Genomic DNA, 19,258 nt, shown 5'->3' on the forward strand with positions numbered 1-19,258 from the left:
GGATGATTGAGATTGGTTTTAAGAAAAATGTTACAACAAATGTTAATATTAAAATTATAATAATTGTAAAAACAGTAGATGTCAAGCTTTGTGAAACAAATATATTAGATAACGCATCATCATAATCGCTTACAGAATTTGCAGAACATACAAGCCAATTTGTAGCCTCATATTTACTACAAGCCGCAACTCTATGTACTCCATTTAATTCATATTCAAATGGATCTGTTCCGCTTTTTTCAAACCCATCTTTAAAATTTTTTACTATAGATACAACTTCTGGTTTATCTGACATAATCATATCTTTATTTGGATGATATATCATTTGATTTGTATTTGAATCAATAACAGTAACTAAACTTGTTGAAGAATCCTTAATAGTACTTAATTTTGAGTTCATTGTATTTAAAAATATATCGCCACCAAATACTCCAACTAGTTTACCATTTATTATGATAGGTATAGACATAGATATGCAAGGAAGGCCCGTAGAACTTAAATATGGTGGAGAAAAAGTTAATTTACCATTTTTTACAGCATCTTTATACCATCCTCTTGCCCTAGCATCATAGTCAGTACTTACAGGATCTTTATAGACAAACTCTGGCTTTTTACCAGCTTCAAAAATAACATCATGAATTGACCCATCGCTTTCAAACCCAAGATAAAATTCATTTAATCCAGCCGTTAATGCAGCTGTCATTAGCTTTTCTTTAAGAGCCTGTCTATCATTCAAAAGCCATGGATTTTCTAGTAAATAGTTATGAAATACAACAACGGAATCCACTTTTTCGCTCATAAAATTTTCAACTAAAGCTGTTGTTATAGCATTAGATACTGATTTTTGATCTTCAGCAAGATTAATTGTCATCTTTTTGGTTGAATTATAATTTACAACAGATAAAGCAACAAATGTAACTACAAGTAATACAAGAACTATTATAGCTATCTTGCTAGCAACTTTTCTAAATATCATGTCTATTACTCCCTGGTACTAAAATAAATTTTAAACTATTGATGCTATCATTAAAAGATAACATATTGGCAACAATTACTTAATATAAGGATTATAAGAGATTTAATATTAAACAATAATTAAATATAATAAATTTTTAAGAATATTTTATAGTCTTAGAAATTTTTCTAAGACTATAATTTTTAATTATAAAGAAAAGTTTGGAGCAACATTTGGTTGTTTTGTCATGATACGTTTTCTATACATATTTGAAACTTCAGTCGCATCTCCAACAAGTAAAGCATTTGTAGAACAAATTGCTGCACACATTGGTACTTTACCCTCTGCTATACGGTTTTGACCATACAGCTCTCTTTCTTCTAGTGAGTTCGTCTCTTCTGGACCACCTGCACACATTGTACATTTATCCATCTCGCCTTTTATACCAAAGGCACCATCTCTTGGGAATTGTGGTGCACCAAATGGACACGCATACAAGCAATATCCGCATCCTATACAAGTTTTTTTATCATGCAATACAACTCCGTCTTCTCTTATATAAAAACAGTTTACAGGACAAACTTGGGCACAAGGTGCGTCAGTACAGTGCTGGCACGCTATAGTGCTTGCAAACTCTTTACCAGGTACACCCTCATTTATTATAAGAACTTTACGCCTATTGATACCAACTGGAACTTCATGAGCTGAAGAGCAAGCAACTTGGCAACCATAACAAGCTATACATCTTTGAACATCTACATAAAATTTCATTCTTGCCATAACTTACTCCTTTCTTATGCTTTTTCTAGTCTACAAAGACCGGCGTTAAACTCTGAAATTTGGGTATTTATATCAAATCCATAGTTTGTGATAGTATTTGAGCTCTCACCTATTATATAAGGTTTAGTTCCCTCTGGATAACGATCACTTAAATCAACACCTTGCATAATACCAGCAAAGTTATAAGGTAAACAAATTCTATCTGGAGTAACAGAATGTGAATATATACATTTTACCTTTATCTTTGTTCCTTGTGGAGCATGTATCCACATCATAGAACCATCTGTGATACCATATTTTGCCGCTAAATCTGGATTAACATGAGCAAACATTTCAGGTGTAATAGCCGCTAGATATTTACTTGTTCTTTCTATCATACCAGCGCCACTTAAGTTTACAACCCTAAGTGAGCTTATAATAGTTGGGAAATCTTTTGACCAATCTTTTTCTTGTTGTTCACTTATGAATTTAGTAGAAACACGAAAGTTTCTTTTTTGATCTTCAAAAGTAGGGTATTTTTTAACTAAATCCCAATCTGGTGAGTGGATAGGCTCTCTGTGTTTTGGTATCTGATCTGCAAATTCCCAAACTTTAACCCTTGCTCTTGCGTTTCCACATGGACAAACTCCAGCCTCACGACATTTCTTAGCTATGATTCCACTATAATCCATGCTCCAATTTGAACCCATTTTGGATTTTTCATCTGCACTTAGGGTGATGCCTAGAACTTTTTCGATATTTTCTTTAGTAATTTGAGCATGACCGCCTTTTACTTTTGAACCAGGTAAAGTAATGCTCTCATCAGCAAGTTGGCTAACACCATTATGTTCTAAGCCAAATCTATTTCTAAAGCCCATACCACCTTCAATATAAGGTTTTGTTATATCATAAAGTATTGGTGTTCCTGGATGTTTTTCATCCCAACATGGCCATGGAAGACCATAATATTCACCCTCAACCGGACCCCTACCTTTTAAAGTAGCTGGATCAAAAAATTGCCAATTTTCTTGATGTTTTTTAAGTCTTGCTGCAGTTCTGCCGTTATTACCTATACTTTGAGTATTTCTAGCTATCTCATCTGTTGCATCTTCTGGCCATTTAAAATTATCTTTAACTTGTTTTATTTCGCCATCAACAATGCCCATTTTCATGCCTTTTACATACTCATCGTAAAAGCCAAATTTTTTAGCAAACATAAACATTATTTCTTGATCTTCTTTACTTTCATAAAGTGGTTTTATAACTTGTGTTCTCCATTGTGCTGAGCGGTTTGTAGCACTTACATAACCCTCACTCTCAAATTGAGTACAAGCAGGCAACACATAAATCCCATCTTTTCTATCACTAAGTATAGCAACTTCATTTAAAAAAGGTTCTGCAACTACAAGCATATCAAGTTTATCTATAGCTTCTTTTATCTTAACTTGATGAGCCATGGATGTTATACCTGTTCCTTGAACCCAAAGAACTCTTAAATTTCCACTTGAAAATGTCTCTTCTTCTTTTAGGACACCTTGCCACCATTTTGAAAGAGACCAGCCTTTTTCATTACGCCAATTTCTATCTTCAGGATTTTTCTCATCATGATAAAAATACTCTTTAAAGTTAGTTCCTGAAACTTTTTCACCAAGTTTATCTCTTTTTTCTTTTGTTGAAACCGCAAAGCGTTTTACAAAATCATCAAAATTTACTCCCCAGCCTTTACAATGATGTTCAAAAGCAGAATCACTAAGACCATAGTAACCAGATAAACTATCGGCAAGACAGTTCATATCTGTTGCACCTTGAACATTATCATGTCCTCTTAAGATATTAGTTCCACCACCTGCTTTACCCATATTTCCTAAAACTAGTTGCAATATAGCTAATATTCTAGTATTTGAGCTACCAACAGAGTGTTGAGTGATACCTAATGCCCAGCATAAAGTAGAAGGTTTAGATGTAGCAAAAAGTTTTGTAAATGTCTGTAGTTCTTCAACACTGCATCCAGTAACTCTTGCAGTTTCTTCTGGTGTCCAGTGCTGCGCTTCTGCTCTAATCTCATCAACTGCATAACTTTGTTTTGCAATAACTTCTTTATCTTCCCAACCATTTTTGAAAATTAAATGAAGCATGCCATAAATGAAAGCTATGTCAGTTCCTGGTCTAATTCTTATAAACATATCAGCTTTTGCGGCAGTTCTTGTAAATATTGGATCTACTACAACAATTTTTGCATTGTTTCTATCTCTTGCTCTTAAAGCTTGTTTCATAGCACCAACTGGGTTTGCAACAGCTGAGTTCGCACCAATAAATAATATAACTTTTGAGTTAATCATATCAGCAACATGATTTGTCATCGCGCCATAACCCCAAGTATTCGCCACACCGGCGACTGTTGCGCTATGTCAAATTCTAGCTACGTGATCTATATTATTTGTACCCCAAAAAGCTGCAAATTTCCTAAAATAAAATGCCTGTTCATTTGAGAATTTAGCCGAACCTAAAAATTCAACGCTATCTGGCCCGTCTTCTTCACGAATTTTAAGCATTTTATCGCCAATCTCATTAACAGCACTCTCCCACGAAATTCTCTCCCATTTTCCATTTACTTTTTTTAATGGGTATTTAAGCCTCATTTTTGACTTTGTTAAATCAATTTGATCAATTCCTTTACAACAATGACTTCCTTGTGAAATGGGATGATCAACTGCCATATCTTGACGAATCCAAACATTTGATCCCTCATCAACCTCAGCCTCAATTCCGCAACCAACAGAACAAATCGAACATATTGTTCTTTTCATCACAGAACCAGGAAAAGGATTTTTAATCTCTTCTTTAGTAGCGCTTCTTAATGTTTCGTTGGAACCAAACGCACCGCTTGCACCAACTCCAGCACCAAGGGCAGCTAACTTTATAAAAGAACGCCTTCCTATATGTGTTGTTTTACTCATAAAATATCCTTAGTAAGCTACTTTATAATATTTTTCCCAAGCTTCACTTTGCCAGTAAAGCACCTCTTTGTGTTTGCCTTTTGAGCTTTTTATTTTTGAAACAGGCACAGCATTTGCAGCAGTTGCACTAGCTACTACAACTCCAGCACCAACGCTAGCTTTAGCAGCTTTTTTCAAAAATTCTCTACGAGTTTCTTTCATAAACCCTCCTTAAATTTGTCAAACATAATGACATCATTTATAAATATGCAATTCTAGCATATTTATAAATGATATAGCTTTCTTTCATATATTAATTTATAATTTTAAGTTTTATTTAAATTTTCTATTTATACCGTCTTTTATTATATCGTCAAATTTATCCATATATTCTAAATATGCAATGGCATATTTTCTACTTAAGTTTAACTTATTTTTTATAGAAATAACATTTATAAAACCATCAATTTTTATCATTTCTCGCATTAAATTTAAAATATTGCTTAAGGAAATTTGAGTTATAAAAAGATTGTGGGCAAGTCTTATGATTTTCTTGCTTGCGGTTAGTTTTTTCATAGCATTATCGCCATTTACTCTATCTATCTCAAGTTCATCATAGATATTATAAGGAGCAGATGGGGTGAAATTTTCAGATAATAAAATCTCATAAATTCTATCGTCTAAACTTTGCACAATTTCGTCTAAATTTGCGTTTTTAGCTATGAAAAATGAGCCATTTTTTGAGATTTTGCCATTTTCAAAAAGTCTATCTAGCACAAAAAGACACAAGCTTTCGCTTGCCCATGAAATTTTATTTGAGATACTAAATGCAGATATAATTGCATTCTTATTTTTTGCAAAGATATTTAAGATTATTGTAGAAATCTCTCCAAATACAGATTTATCATATACATTTAACTCTTTTTTATCTATAAAAGAATCTTGTAAGTTTAAAGCTATATCTAGTGCCTCTTCGTGAGTTAATGCGAAACGTTGATATGATGATATAAGTCCAAAACCATGTTTATGAAATACCTTAAGCAAAGTAAATGCGCTTAAAAAATCTCTTTCGTAAAGAGCTTTTAAGATAGGCATTTTTTGCTGTTTTTTCATGGGTTCGCTTATTGAATTTAATACTTTTCCACCACCTATAACACGATTATTTGATATAAGAACAAAACTTTCTTGAAATTTAAGACATACTGGTTTATCAAATTTAAATGTTACAAACTGACTTTCGCTCATCTGTCCACAAATTGTTGCTTTTGCGCTTAACTGTTTGGTGCCTACACAAAATATAACGCGCTCATTTTGGGCTACTTCACCATTTGTCATAGCACAATCAACATCGCTAAAAGTCCTAAAAAATCCTTTTTTGCTTAACATTTGCCCTTTTGCGATACCTTTTGTATCAGGAGCACTTAAATTTAATGCAACTCTATTTGGAGCACTTGCACTATCTACATCGCTATCATGAATTTGAACGCTTCTTACGGTGTATTCTTTTTTGGTATCGTAGTTATAAATTTTCTCACCTTTTTTTATCTCGCCACCTATTAAACTACCAGTAACTACTTGTCCTATACCCTTTAGGCTAAAGGATCTATCTATATAGTAATGGAAAACAAGATCCTTAAAATGCTCTTTTGGTTTTATCATAAAAAGATAATCTCTAAGATCTTTTATGGTGTTTTTATCTTTTATGGTTGTTGTAAAAATCTCTAAAATTTGTAAATTTGAAAAGCTTTTTATATACGCTTTTATCTCTTCTTGCCTAGTAGTTATGACATCTGGCGAAACTAAATCACATTTTGTTATTACAATTATCAAGGATTTCACATCTAAAATGCTTAAAATTTGAATATGTTCTTTGGTTTGAGGCATTATGCCATCATCTGCTGCAACTACAACCATAGCAGCATCTAGCGCATAAGCACCACTTATCATTGTTTTTATAAGTCCTTCATGCCCAGGAACATCAATAAAAGCTATATTTGTTTTATTATTTTTTAGATTTGAAAAACTAAGATCTATCGTGATCCCACGCTTTTTTTCTTCTTCTAATCTGTCGCCCTCAAAGCCATTTAACTCTTTTATAAGCGCAGTTTTACCATGATCTATATGGCCTGCTGTGCCTATTATTATACTATTCATCGCCAAAAACCTCTTTTATAACATCTATAAGCTCGTTTATATCGCTATCTAAAACGCTTCTTATATCAAGCATAAATTTGCCATCTTCTATCCTGCCTATTACATTTTTTTCTCTAAATTTACACTCTAAATTTATAGCATTTCCGCCAAACGATATAGCTATGCTTGGTATTTTTTTGTTTGGCATAGTTCCACCACCCATATAAGTGATAGTTTTTTCTACTTTAAGTAAGTTTGTATTAACTTTAGAGATAATGTATTGGGCTTTTTTTATAAGTTCATCTTCACTTTTATATAGCAAATTTAGGGTTGGAATTTGCTCATAAGAGCGGTTTAAATAAGCAAGCATGCTTAAATTTAGTATGCTAAGCGTCATTTTATCAACCCTTAACATCCTTAAAAGCTGATTTTTCTTTAACTCTTGTATATATTTTTTCTTACCTAAAATAATTCCACACTGCGCACTTCCAAAAATTTTATCACCACTAAAGCTAACTATATCCGCGCTATTTGCAATTTTTTGCAAATCTGGCTCATCTTTACCAAGATTATAGGGAAGTTCTCCAAGATATCCACTTCCTAAGTCATAATAACTTGGAATTTCATTTTCTTTCCCAAGAGAAGAAATTTCATCTATTGATGTGCTTTTTGTAAAGCCAACTATATCAAAATTTGATCTATGAACTTTTAGTATTAAACCCGTATTTTCATTTATCACCTCTTTATAGTCACTAAGCTTAGTTCTATTTGTAGTGCCAATTTCTTTTAAAATCGCTCCAGAATTTGACATAACCTCAGGCACCCTAAAACTTCCACCTATTTCTACAAGCTCACCCCTACTAATTATAACTTCTTTATTTTTTGCAAGTGTGTTTAATACCAAAAATACAGCACTTGCATTATTGTTTACAACCAAAGCATCTTCACATCCAAATAAAATAGAGGCTAAATTTGATATAAAAGTATATCTTTCACCTCTTTTCCCGCTTTGCAAATCATATTCGAGGTTACTTGCATGGCAGATTGTATCTTTTGCAATCTCAAACATCTCTTCAGATATTACACTTCTGCCCAAATTTGTATGTATTATAACTCCAGTTGCGTTTATAACTTTTTGTAGCTTTTGTCTGTTAAATAAAATGTATTTTTGCGATATATTTTCAATTATATCATCATACGAAAGCTCCAAACTTTTACCATTTTGAAGATCTTGTCTGATTTGTTCTATCTCAAGTTTTGCAAGAAAAGTTAAAACTAGCCTTGAATGGTTTTTAAACTTATTGTCATTTATAATCTTATCAATCTGAGGAATATCTCTGTAAGTCATCATCTCTCCTTAGCCTTTATTTATATTTAGCTAATTTAGTCATTATATCAAAATTCCTGTTATAAACTTTTAAGTTTAATTTTATTACTTTATAATAAAATAGTTTATAAAATCTCAAAGGAATGCAAGTGATAGAATTTGGATACTATGATGAAAAGGGAGAAATACCAGTTCTTAAAGACGATATTAAACTTATATCAAATCAAGATGAAGAGATATTTGTCTCAAATAAAAATCTAAAAAATACCAAGGTTTATGCTCCAGAAATTAACTTTTATATAAACAATACTTTAGATGATACCCTAAATAAAGCCGAGAATATAAGCTTACTTTATGAAGCAAGAGCTACCTGTTTTGATTTAGCAAAAGATGTAATGCACTCAAAAGAAATAGGAAATAATATCGTTATAATAACTAATAGCGATAAAAATGATTTAAAAGAAGTTCTAACAAAAGATGGTTTTAAGGTTGTAATTTTATCACATGATGAGGTTAAGTTTCTTTATGGACAAATAGGAGAAATTTATATAGATGTATTAACAAATAATGATGAATTTGAAATAACTTGCGATATCTTGCTTATAGAAAATGCAAAAGATTATATGCTAAAACAAAGTGGATGCTATGAAATTTTTGGCTTAAAAAGCGATCAAATTTTAGAGATTGTAAATGCGGTTTCACCAATTATGGAGTATAGAAACTTTATAACTTATGATGAAAAAATCTGTCAATATCATGGTAGAAGACATGAAATTTGTGGCAAATGCGCAGATGTTTGCCCAACTGTAGCTATACTAAAAGAAGATGAAACAAAACATCTTATATTTTCACATATTGATTGTATTGGTTGTGGAAAATGTGTTGGCATTTGCCCAACCTCAGCGCTTGATTTTAGTATAATGCCAAGAACTACTTTTAATGAAATTAGCAAATTTTACAAAAATAAAATCGCTCTTATCATAAATAAAAACACAAATTTTAATATGCAAATACCTCTAAAACCAAATGTTGTACCATTTTATGTAGACAATATAGAGTTTTTAGATCATGTACATTTTATGACACTCCTTAGCGAAACTGGCTCAAGTTTAGTGATTTACAATGATAGCTTTAGTGAACTAACGATGGATAATATTAGCTTGATAAATCAAATTTATGGATTAAAATTTAAAACAAAAGGTATATTTACTGCTACAAACGAGAAAGAATTAAAAATAGCTCTAAATAACGCAAATTTTATACATGGTAGTTACTTTTCTTATCCGTATTTAGAAGGCAATAAAAGAGCAGATTTTGCCAAAAGAGCTAAGTTTTTAATAGATCAAGAGGACTTGGGCATTGTAAAAACTACACAAAAATTAAGATATGCAAAAATAAGAATAAATGAAGATACTTGTACACTCTGTTTAAGTTGTGTAGGGGCATGTAATGTTGATGCTTTGATTGCTGACACGAAAGATAATTCTATTAAATTTAATCCATCTCTTTGTACAGCTTGTGGATACTGCACGATGAGCTGTGCAGAAAAAGATACTATTTTCATAGATAGAGGTGAAATAGATTTAAATCCAAGCTTTTATAACTACACAACGCTTGCCAAAGATGAGCTATTTAAATGTATAGAGTGCGGTAAGGAATTTGCAACAACAAAATCGGTTCAAAAAGTGGCAAACATGATGACTCCTCTTTTTAAAGGCGATGAGTTTAAAATTAAGATGCTTTATTGTTGTGCTGATTGTAAAGCAAAACTTACGGTAATGAAACAATTTGAAGAAAGTAGGAAAATATGAAAGATGTTTTAAAAGCTAGATCGTATTACTATGAATTTGCCTCATCTGCACTGACTTTTTATGAAGATGAAACTAAATTTACAAATATGAAAGAACAGATAAAAGAGCTTGCAAAATTTCCAATAACTGATGAAAACAAAGCAGATTTTGAATCTATGAATGAATTTACTTTTAAGCAATTTAAAGATGAGCAAAATGCTCTATTTTTTAATCTTTCATATTCAAATACACCAACAACAGCTAGTTTTTATGACGAAGGCAGAGATAATGGTAAAGCCAGGCTAGATGTAATAAATATCATCAAAAAAAGTAAGTACCGAAGAGACGAAAAAACATGCAAAGAAGGTGAGGATTTTATAGGTTTTATATTTGGTCTGATGGCTACATTTCTACAAGATGAAGCAAATAACGGCATCCAAAATGATTTGAGCGCAGAACTGTTTAAAACATCTATAAATAACTTTATAGATGAATTTTTAGATATGATTACTAGCTCAAAATATGCTGTTTTTTATAAATCCTATGCAAATATAATGAGAAACTTTATAACATTAGAAAGATCTCTTTTAGATGTTGTAGCACCTATAAAAACTAGATCCGAAGCAAAAATAGCTATAGATAAAAAGTCCTACATAGCAGAGCTTAGAGATAGCGGCGAGGATTTGACGGATTATTAATCTACTTATTTAAACTCTTTAGAAGATTATTTTGCATAATGCAAAGATCTTTCCAAGAGTTGTTAAATGTACTACCCACACACTCATCAACATATTTTCTAGCCTCATCATAATTTTGCATTTTGATTAAAATCTCAGCTGTTTGATAAAGAGCTCTTAATCTATCGGCTGGCTCAAGCCTCATATTAAGTATATCTTTCACAGCATTTAAAGCTGCTTCATAGTCAGCTATTTTATTTAGCGAATTTATATACGTGAAATTTACACTAGGACTAAACAAAGTTATATTAAGATTTTTTTGCATATCTATAGCTTTTTTAGAATACATTAAAGCTATACTATCACTACTATTTTTTGTGGCATATTTTGCTATCTTATCATACATCTCAACAAGCTTTATATCATCTTTTTTAAATTCTTCCAATGCTTTTATTGTTGATACTGCCTCATCAAAACGGTTTAATTCCAAAAGCGATAAAAATCTATAGTAATAACTTGGAGTTGGATTACTATACTCTAAACTAGATGCAATTGCTATAGCATCATTGCTTGCATTTATTGCCTCAGAATATCTACCAAGCTTATACAAAGAGTAACTGACTCTTATAAGCCACTCTACTTTGTCTTCTAAATTTTTTGTATTAATATGAGCATTTGCAAACTCATAAGCTTTGTCATATCTTGCCATTTGCATAGTGCAATCAAAAAGCCTAAATTGATTGTTTATAGCAGAAGTAATTTCATAATTTTCACTAAGATATATGGCATCTTTGCAACTATTATTTACTAGATGTATATTTGCCAACATTAAAGCAGAATTATTTAACAAATTTGTTAAATTTGCATCGTTTGCATCTAAAACTTTTTGTTTGTATGATAAAATTTCATCATATTTTTTATCTGCATAAAGTAATTTCAATTGCTCATATAATGCCTTTTTTCCGATGTCATTGTTGCCATATCTTTCTATTAAAATTTTATAATAACTATTTAGCTTAGTTGTATTTGTTTCGTTTATTTCAAAAAATAATTCATCTAAAGCTTCCTCAACTTCTTTTGAATAAGCACCTTCCTTAAATTCTTTTTGATAGCGCGTTAAATACTCATTTGCTTTATTTATCTCACCTAATCTCATTAAAGAGATACCCAAATTTTTAAGCACAATTTCGTAGTAATCGTCGTTTCGTTTTGAGTTTGAGATATAAAGTTCATATAAAATCGCGGATATATCATATATTTTCTTTTCAAAAAATGCCAAAGCAACTGATGCCAAAGTATTTTTATCTTTTAAGAGATAGTCTTTGTTTGCATTAATTATCTTTAAAATATATTCTTTTGCATCATTAAATTTTGCTCTTTCTATACTTATATCCGTAAGTTTAAATGCTGCTTCGCTTGCTATTTGTATATCATCTGAACTATATAAAACACTCTCTAGCATTTTTATAGCATCATTACTTTTTCCATCTTTATAGAGCGCTCCAGCATAATCAATTATTGCTAATTTTGTCCATTTTGAATTAGGATGTTCTTTTGTTAAAATATCTAAATTATAACTAGCATCACTAGGCATATCTTGAGCCAAATATGTTCTTAACATCATGCGCAAAACTTCAGGATAGTTATCATCAGATGGAAAATTTCTTACCCAATTTTTACTCATTTTTATGATGTCTGCTGGAGTAAAATTATCGTATATTTTTTGAGATGATAAAATTTTATCTAATGATCTTATTTTATAGAGCTCAAATTCGCTTATAAATATAGAATTTGGATGTATTTTTACGGTATTTAATGTCTCATCAAAAACTCTATCATATAGTCCCATATCATAAAGTTTTTTTATGTTTAGATATATTTCTATATCGTCACCATTTGCATACTGAATAGGCATTTTATTTATGTCTAGTGCACCAATTGATGGATAAAGCATATCCGGATAAGTTACAGGAAAATTTATGCTATCATTTGATTTTTTATACATTTTTACAGTTTGATCAATGATGATAGAGTAATGCGTCGATAAACCAGCGTCTTTTTTCTTTATCTCATCACTTCCAAAAAGATTTTGATTGACATTTATAAGTTTTGAATTTCGTTTAGGATTTATAGTAAGTTCGTAACCATTTTTTGTTTTATTAAATTTAATGTCCACTAATGAAGTTAATTTATCTTCTATTTTTAAGTTTTCTTCGGTATTAATAACGCATGTATAGTTTTTTTTATCCAATTCTAGAAAATTAGTCTGACAAGAAAAGGGTGTATCATTTTGAATGTGCAAAACACCATAAGCACTACCCTGCTCTTCTCCTACATTTAAAATAACACTAAATGAAAATGCATAAACTGCCGTTAAAAATAGTAATATTATATGTTTCATTTGATAATTATAGCAAAATTTTTAAGCTAAAACCCACTTGAGATAAGCAAAGATTTTATGCATTCGCTCAATGGATTAATTAGCACGGATGATAAAATCACACAAAGAATTAAAGTTCCAAGTATAACTTTGAGTGAATTTGATAGGTTTTTTAGACATAAACTATCTTTAGATACATCTTGCATAAACATAACAACTATAAGTTTTAAATAATAATAAATAGCTATAGCACTATTTACAGCCATTATAAAAGCTAGATAAAACCGCTCTTCATGTACTACTACACTTATAAGATAAATCTTACCCCAAAATACACTAAATGGAGGAATTCCAGCAAGTGTGAGCATAAATATAGTCATTAAAATAGCAAAAATCGGCCTAGTTTTTATAGCACCTTTAAATTTTTCATAAGGATGATCAAACCTATAGTGATAAGTTTTACTACTTGAACTTGTAACAAAAAGCATTCCAAATGCCCCCAAATTTGCTAGTAAAAACATTATCCAGTATACAAAAAGTCCAACATTTGCCTCATTTGTTCCTACCAAGATAGCACACAATACAAAACCACAATGAGATACAGAACTGTAAGCCAACATTCGTTTTACATCTTTTTGTACTAGTGCCATAACATTTCCAAGACTCATACTAAGTACAGCTACAAGCCACAGAGTGCTATTTATAAACTCTATATAATTAAGTGGCTCAAAAAATCTTATCATTATAACAAAAGCTACTATCTTTGGAACAATTGATATATAGCCAGCTAAAGGCGAACTTGAAGCTTCATAAACATCAACTATCCATGTATGAAACGGTATCAAAGATAGTTTAAATGCCATAGATACAAATAAAAATGCACTTGCGCCTAAAAGTAAAATACTATGCTGCAAATTCTGATCTAATATAAATTTTACAATCTTATCTATTTCTAGATATCCTGTTAAAAGATACAGTAAACTTGCCCCCATCACATAAAATCCAGTAGATAAAGCCCCCATACTAAAATATTTTATAGCAGCTTCTATGGAGTTTGTTTTATTTCTAAGTGCAACTAGCGTATACAAAGCAAGTGAAGAAGTCTCTAGTCCTACTAAAATTAAAATAATGTTGTTTGTACTAACCATAAAACTAAAACCAGCTACAACAAATAAAAATAGTCCAAAATATTCTTTTATTTCGTGATCTTTGAATTTCTCTTTACAAAGATGAAAAGTTATAAAAATCAAACTCGATATAAGTATGATAAGTTGTGATAAAACCGTTATACCATCAATATATATAACCCCAAAAAATCCTTTTTGATTTAACTCAAAACTAGTTAAAATTACTATATCTATAAGAATTGCCAAAATACAAATAGAAACATAAAATGCCTTTGATAAGTTTTTTGCAAACATGCTTAAAAAAATTAAGCTAATTGCAAAAATAACTATAATTCCAGGGACACTAATAGATGCTATGTTCAGAGATTGTAAGCTTATATCAATCGTTTGCAACTTTATTCCCTTCTAGTAAATTTGATTTATTTAGATAATCCTTTGTGTCTTTATGCGCGGATTTATCATACATTACTTTTAAAACTTTTTGCGCACTCTCATCTATGATATTTAATACTGGCTTCGGATAAATTCCCATTATGATTACAACTAAGCATATTGGTATCAAAGAAATATACTCTTTTATAGATATATTTTGAGATGCAAAGATCAAATCGTTTTTTGATTTTTTAAAAAATACATTTCTATAAAAATTTAACATGTAAATAGCGCTTAAAATGATACCTATTCCACCTAAACTTGCAAGCAACATATTTGCTTTAAACATACCAAGTAAACTTAAAAACTCGCCAACAAAACCTATAGTAAGTGGCAAACCAATAGTCCCAAGCATTATGATGCCAAAAACAATAGCAAAACTTGGCATTATCTTAGCAATACTTCCGAGTTTGTCTATATTGCAAGTTCCAACTTTATTTTGTAAAACTCCAGCCATCATGAAAAGCCCAGCACTTAATACCCCATGACTTACCATAAAAAAAACTGCGCCACTCATACCTTCTAAATTTATAGCAAATATACCAAGCATTATAATACCCATATGCGAAATAGAACTATATGCTATAACTTCTTTTATGTCATGTTTTGCAAATGCTATCATCCCAGCGTAAATAATCATTATAATAGCTAAAATACCAAACATATCTGAAAAATACACACTGGCATCAGGAAATATAGGCAAAAGTATACGAATAAAACCATAAATTCCCATCTTTGCAAGAAGAGATGATATAAGAACAGAGCCTATTATAGGAGCTTGTGTATAAGCATAAGGAAGCCAAGTATGAAAAGGAAAAATTGCTGTTTTTATAGCAAATGCGATAGCAAAAGATAAAAACAACCAAAGACTAGTTTTAAAAGGAAGTGAAAGATTGTACCAATCAAGCAAACTAAAACTAATTTTTCCAAAAGATTTATAGTAAAAATACGACATTGCAATAATGCCAACTAGCATAATAATAGAGCCTGCAAATGTATATATGAAAAACTTAAGGCAAGCATAAATTCTATTTTGTCCACCATATACACCTATTATCACAAACATGGGAACCAAAGCAAGTTCCCAAAATATATAAAAAAGCATAACATCTAAACTAGAAAAAAAGCCAACCATGCTGGTCTCAAGAATTAAAACCGATATTATTATGTTTTTTGCGCCGTCTTTTACATTTAAACTAATTAAAGCAAGAAGTGTTATAAAAGTACTTAAAACTACTAAAAATAGCGAAATTCCATCAATTCCAACAAAATAATTTATCTCAAGAGAACTTAAAATAGAAAATTTTTCAACAAATTCTAGTGGTTCTGTGCTGGGATCATAAAAACTATACATCAAAATAGACAAAACAAACTCTATTAAAGCTACAAAAATACCATATATTTTTATTCTTTTATGGTCTATTATAAATCCTACAATAGCACCAAATGCTGGAAAAAATATCAATATACTTAAAATATGATCCATCAAATCCCCTTAAATCACAAACGCGAGACACAAGATAATAAAAAGACCAAAAACCATTAGTCTTAACATTAAAGAGAGATTCCCTGTTTGCATTTTACTTGCAAAACTACCAAAATTATATATCCCGCTAGCCGCAAAGTCTATACCAAAATCAATAACTTTTTTATCAAATTTTGCAAGAAGATTGCAAATATATCCATAAAATCTAACCAACTTTTCATATAAATTTGGTATAAAATACTCATTTATCAAAATTTTATATATGATATTATTTGTAAATAAAGTATTTATTTTACCGCTTTTATAGATGTAAATAGTTACTATTATAACAGTTACAGTCATAATAAGCGTACAACCAATAAGTAGTATAGAAACTTCACTTGAGAGATTTAGAATATATTCTGGCAATGCTCTTAAACTAAAGTCTTCAAAGCTATGTTCTAAAAATCCAGCCATCATAGATAAAAATGCCAGTGGAGTAAGTGCAAATAGCATAAATTTTTTTGTCTCGCTAGTTTCATGTTCATGTCTTTTTTGTGTAAAAAATACCATCATTATAAGTCTAAAGCTATAAAATGCCGTCATAGCAGCTCCTATAAAAAGAGCTATAAAAATGCCGTAATTCGTCTCATTAAATGCAGCTTCTAAAATTTTATCTTTTGAGAAAAATCCAGCAAATGGATAAACTCCACTAAGTGCAACAGAGGCTATTATCATCAAAATGGCTGTAAATTTCATACTTTTATACAAATATCCCATATTTCTTATATCCAAATCATCTCTCATAGCATGCATTACATTTCCTGCACAAAGAAAAAGAAGTGACTTAAAAAACGCATGTGTTACAAGATGAAAAAGCGCTACCCAGTACGCTCCAAATCCAGTTGCAACAAACATATATCCTAGTTGAGAAAGCGTTGAGTATGCTATGATACGCTTTAAATCATTTTGAACCATAGCCATAGAAGCAGCAAAAATAGCCACAAAAGTTCCAAGATAAACTATAAATAAACTTAATTCATACACCACGCTAAATATATCATTTGCTCTAATTACTAAATAAACACCAGCTGTAACCATTGTCGCAGCGTGAATGAGTGCTGAAACTGGTGTTGGCCCTGCCATAGCATCAGCAAGCCAAGTATGAAAAGGGAATTGCGCACTTTTTCCCATAGAGCCAATAAATAAAAACGAACCAATAAAAATTAAAATTTTATAATCTACATCTGAAATCATATTAAAAACATCTGCGTATATTAGTGTTCCACACTCTTTATATATAAGAAAAATTCCTAAAAGCATTCCAAGATCTGCGATTCTATTCATTATAAACGCTTCATTTGCAGCGTAAGAAAACTTAAAATTTTCATACCAAAAGCCTATAAGTAACCAAGAGCTTAGACCAACTCCTTCCCAGCCTATAAAAAGTCCTAAGAAATTATCACTCATAACCAAAAACATCATAGAAAAAATAAAAAATCCAAGATACGCAAAATATTTGTTAAATCCATCATCATGTTCCATATATCCTATAGAATATATATGAACTATACTACCAACTAGCGTTATAACACTCATCATTATAACACTAACTTCATCTATCATAAATCCATATGGTATATTAAGGGAAGCTAAATTTATAAAATCATCCAAATACACATTTATAGTTCCATTATGCGCAACATAAAAAAGTAAAATAAAAGTTGATACCATACTTATTATAATAAAACTTGAACTTATAATGCCTACAAGAATATGTTTTTTTTGAAGACAAAAAATAGCTGCAAACAAAAAAGATAACAAAGGTGCAAAAAGAGATATAAGAGCATAGTTTTGCATGTTTAACCCTTCATATTTTGCAGACTTGATAGCTCTATAGAGCCTGTTTTTTTGTACCATAAAATCATAAGTCCAAGCCCAACTGCTATCTCAGAGGCCGCTATTGCAACGATAAAAAGTGCAAAAATCTGCCCATTCATATCATTATAATGAGCTCCAATCGCAACTAGTGCTACATTTACTGCATTTAGCATAATTTCTGTTGAAAAAAATAGCATTATTAAATTTTGCCTTTTCATTACTCCGATTATTCCGATACCAAACATTAATATAGCAACTACTAAGTAATGACTTAAACTTATCATAAAATCTCCTTTTTAGTTACTATACTATCATCCATATCTTTATGAACTAGCAAAATTCCACATATCATTGCAACAAGCAACATCACAGCTGCTAGCTCAAAAATTACAAGGTATTTTGTAAACAAAATTATACCAACTGTTTTTACATTGCTTAAATTTGAAACTATATCATAGCCTGTATTAACCGCACCCTTGTAAGAAACTGGAAGCAAAACCATGATAATACTAATAAGTGATATTAAGATACCAAGCGTACAAACAAACTTGCTATTTTTTTTCTCTTTTAGAGTTTTAGATACATCAAAAAACATCATAGAAAATGCATAAAGAACGAGCACAGCTCCAACATAAACGATAATTTGTACAACACCTAAAAACTCGGCTCCAAGTAGAAAAAATAGACCCGAAACAAATATCATCCCACCTGCAAGTGAGGTCATTGAGTATAAAATATTTTTAGAAAAAACACTTATTGCAAACATTCCAAGAGAACATATAGCAAAAAAATAAAATCCTAATATTTCCATAATCACTTCTCCTAATACAAAAGCGGTGTTTTTTTAACAAGCTTATCAGCATTTTCTGATAATGAACCATAGCCTTGAAATTCTCTAATCTCACTATCTTTATTTATCAAAAAATCATCTTTAAAACCAAAATATGCTCTTTGCTCGCTTGCATTTTCATACTCTCCACCAAAAACTATGGCGATTTCTGGGCAAACATCTGCGCAAAGTCCGCAGTAAACACAACGACCTAAATTTATAGAGTAGTTTTGAACTTTTTTTCTGCCATCTATATCTAAAACAGTATCCATCCTTATGCAGTGACTAACACAAATTTTCTCACAAAGCCCACATCCAATGCATCGTTCATTTTCACTTTCAAGTAGTCTCATTAACTTATGAACACCTCTGTATCTTGGCGACATTTGTAACTTTTCTAATGGGTATTTAACTGTATGTGTGTCTCTTTTTAGCATCACTTTAAAAACTGTCCAAAGTCCAACAAAAAGCTCACCCTTAAGGGTATTTTTCCAAAAACTAACAAATTTTTGAAAAGAAGTCGTAAACTCTTGTCTTTGATCTATTAATTTATACTTTATCATTATT

The 19,258-nt window shown here is 30.7% G+C and carries 14 protein-coding genes and 1 pseudogene; 2 read left to right on the forward strand and 13 right to left on the reverse strand.

The annotated features are described in order from the left end of the window. Positions 1-202 precede the first annotated feature (202 nt). From ACZ5VL_RS03115 to selA, 6 genes and pseudogenes are all read right to left on the reverse strand, one after another. Positions 203-976 (reverse strand): annotated as a pseudogene (locus ACZ5VL_RS03115) (PDC sensor domain-containing protein); the annotation flags it as partial. Positions 977-1,162: 186 nt separating this feature from the next. Beyond that, positions 1,163-1,735, reverse strand: a complete 573-nt coding sequence (gene fdh3B / locus ACZ5VL_RS03120; RefSeq protein ID WP_464199806.1) for a formate dehydrogenase FDH3 subunit beta — start codon at positions 1,733-1,735, stop codon at positions 1,163-1,165. Positions 1,736-1,749: 14 nt separating this feature from the next. Continuing rightward, positions 1,750-4,671, reverse strand: a complete 2,922-nt coding sequence (locus tag ACZ5VL_RS03125; RefSeq protein WP_464199808.1) for a formate dehydrogenase subunit alpha — start codon at positions 4,669-4,671, stop codon at positions 1,750-1,752. A gap of 9 nt (positions 4,672-4,680) precedes the next feature. After that, positions 4,681-4,872 carry a Tat pathway signal protein gene (locus tag ACZ5VL_RS03130; RefSeq protein ID WP_464199810.1) on the reverse strand — a complete coding sequence of 64 codons (192 nt, stop codon included), beginning with the start codon at positions 4,870-4,872 and terminating at the stop codon, positions 4,681-4,683. A 111-nt stretch (positions 4,873-4,983) separates the two neighbouring features. Next, positions 4,984-6,804, reverse strand: a complete 1,821-nt coding sequence (gene selB, locus ACZ5VL_RS03135) for a selenocysteine-specific translation elongation factor (protein WP_464199812.1) — start codon at positions 6,802-6,804, stop codon at positions 4,984-4,986. Next, entirely contained in the window at positions 6,797-8,134 is a 1,338-nt protein-coding gene (selA, locus tag ACZ5VL_RS03140; RefSeq protein ID WP_464199814.1) for an L-seryl-tRNA(Sec) selenium transferase, read from the reverse strand. The genes selB and selA overlap by 8 nt, the downstream gene beginning before the upstream one ends. A gap of 119 nt (positions 8,135-8,253) precedes the next feature. Here selA and ACZ5VL_RS03145 point away from each other — a divergent pair, with 119 nt between their 5' ends. Both ACZ5VL_RS03145 and ACZ5VL_RS03150 read left to right on the forward strand, forming a co-directional pair. Then, entirely contained in the window at positions 8,254-9,921 is a 1,668-nt protein-coding gene (locus ACZ5VL_RS03145) for a 4Fe-4S binding protein (RefSeq protein WP_464199816.1), read from the forward strand. Beyond that, complete coding sequence (locus tag ACZ5VL_RS03150; RefSeq protein WP_464199818.1) at positions 9,918-10,598, forward strand: TorD/DmsD family molecular chaperone; 681 nt, start codon at positions 9,918-9,920, stop codon at positions 10,596-10,598. Before ACZ5VL_RS03145 ends, ACZ5VL_RS03150 begins: the two co-directional genes overlap by 4 nt. 1 nt (position 10,599) lies before the next feature. Here ACZ5VL_RS03150 and ACZ5VL_RS03155 read toward each other — a convergent pair whose 3' ends face one another. Genes ACZ5VL_RS03155 through nuoI form a run of 7 tightly spaced genes read right to left on the reverse strand, consistent with a single transcriptional unit; the run spans position 10,600 to position 19,254 of the window. Continuing rightward, positions 10,600-12,978: a DUF7494 domain-containing protein gene (locus ACZ5VL_RS03155; protein WP_464199820.1), complete on the reverse strand. Its 2,379-nt coding sequence runs from the start codon at positions 12,976-12,978 to the stop codon at positions 10,600-10,602. Between the two features lie 26 nt (positions 12,979-13,004). Continuing rightward, entirely contained in the window at positions 13,005-14,477 is a 1,473-nt protein-coding gene (gene nuoN, locus ACZ5VL_RS03160; protein ID WP_464199822.1) for an NADH-quinone oxidoreductase subunit NuoN, read from the reverse strand. Then, on the reverse strand, positions 14,464-16,002 hold the full coding sequence (locus ACZ5VL_RS03165; RefSeq protein WP_464199824.1) for a complex I subunit 4 family protein: 1,539 nt from the start codon (positions 16,000-16,002) through the stop codon (positions 14,464-14,466). The genes nuoN and ACZ5VL_RS03165 overlap by 14 nt, the downstream gene beginning before the upstream one ends. Before the next feature lie 9 nt (positions 16,003-16,011). After that, positions 16,012-17,841, reverse strand: a complete 1,830-nt coding sequence (nuoL, locus tag ACZ5VL_RS03170) for an NADH-quinone oxidoreductase subunit L (protein ID WP_464199826.1) — start codon at positions 17,839-17,841, stop codon at positions 16,012-16,014. 2 nt (positions 17,842-17,843) lie between these two features. Further along, complete coding sequence (nuoK, locus tag ACZ5VL_RS03175) at positions 17,844-18,146, reverse strand: NADH-quinone oxidoreductase subunit NuoK (protein ID WP_464199828.1); 303 nt, start codon at positions 18,144-18,146, stop codon at positions 17,844-17,846. Further along, positions 18,143-18,676, reverse strand: a complete 534-nt coding sequence (locus tag ACZ5VL_RS03180) for an NADH-quinone oxidoreductase subunit J (protein WP_464200242.1) — start codon at positions 18,674-18,676, stop codon at positions 18,143-18,145. The genes nuoK and ACZ5VL_RS03180 overlap by 4 nt, the downstream gene beginning before the upstream one ends. Before the next feature lie 8 nt (positions 18,677-18,684). Continuing rightward, positions 18,685-19,254: an NADH-quinone oxidoreductase subunit NuoI gene (gene nuoI / locus ACZ5VL_RS03185; protein ID WP_464199830.1), complete on the reverse strand. Its 570-nt coding sequence runs from the start codon at positions 19,252-19,254 to the stop codon at positions 18,685-18,687. Between the last annotated feature and the right edge of the window lie 4 nt (positions 19,255-19,258).

It is taken from the genome of Campylobacter sp. GTC17093, from assembly GCF_055397635.1.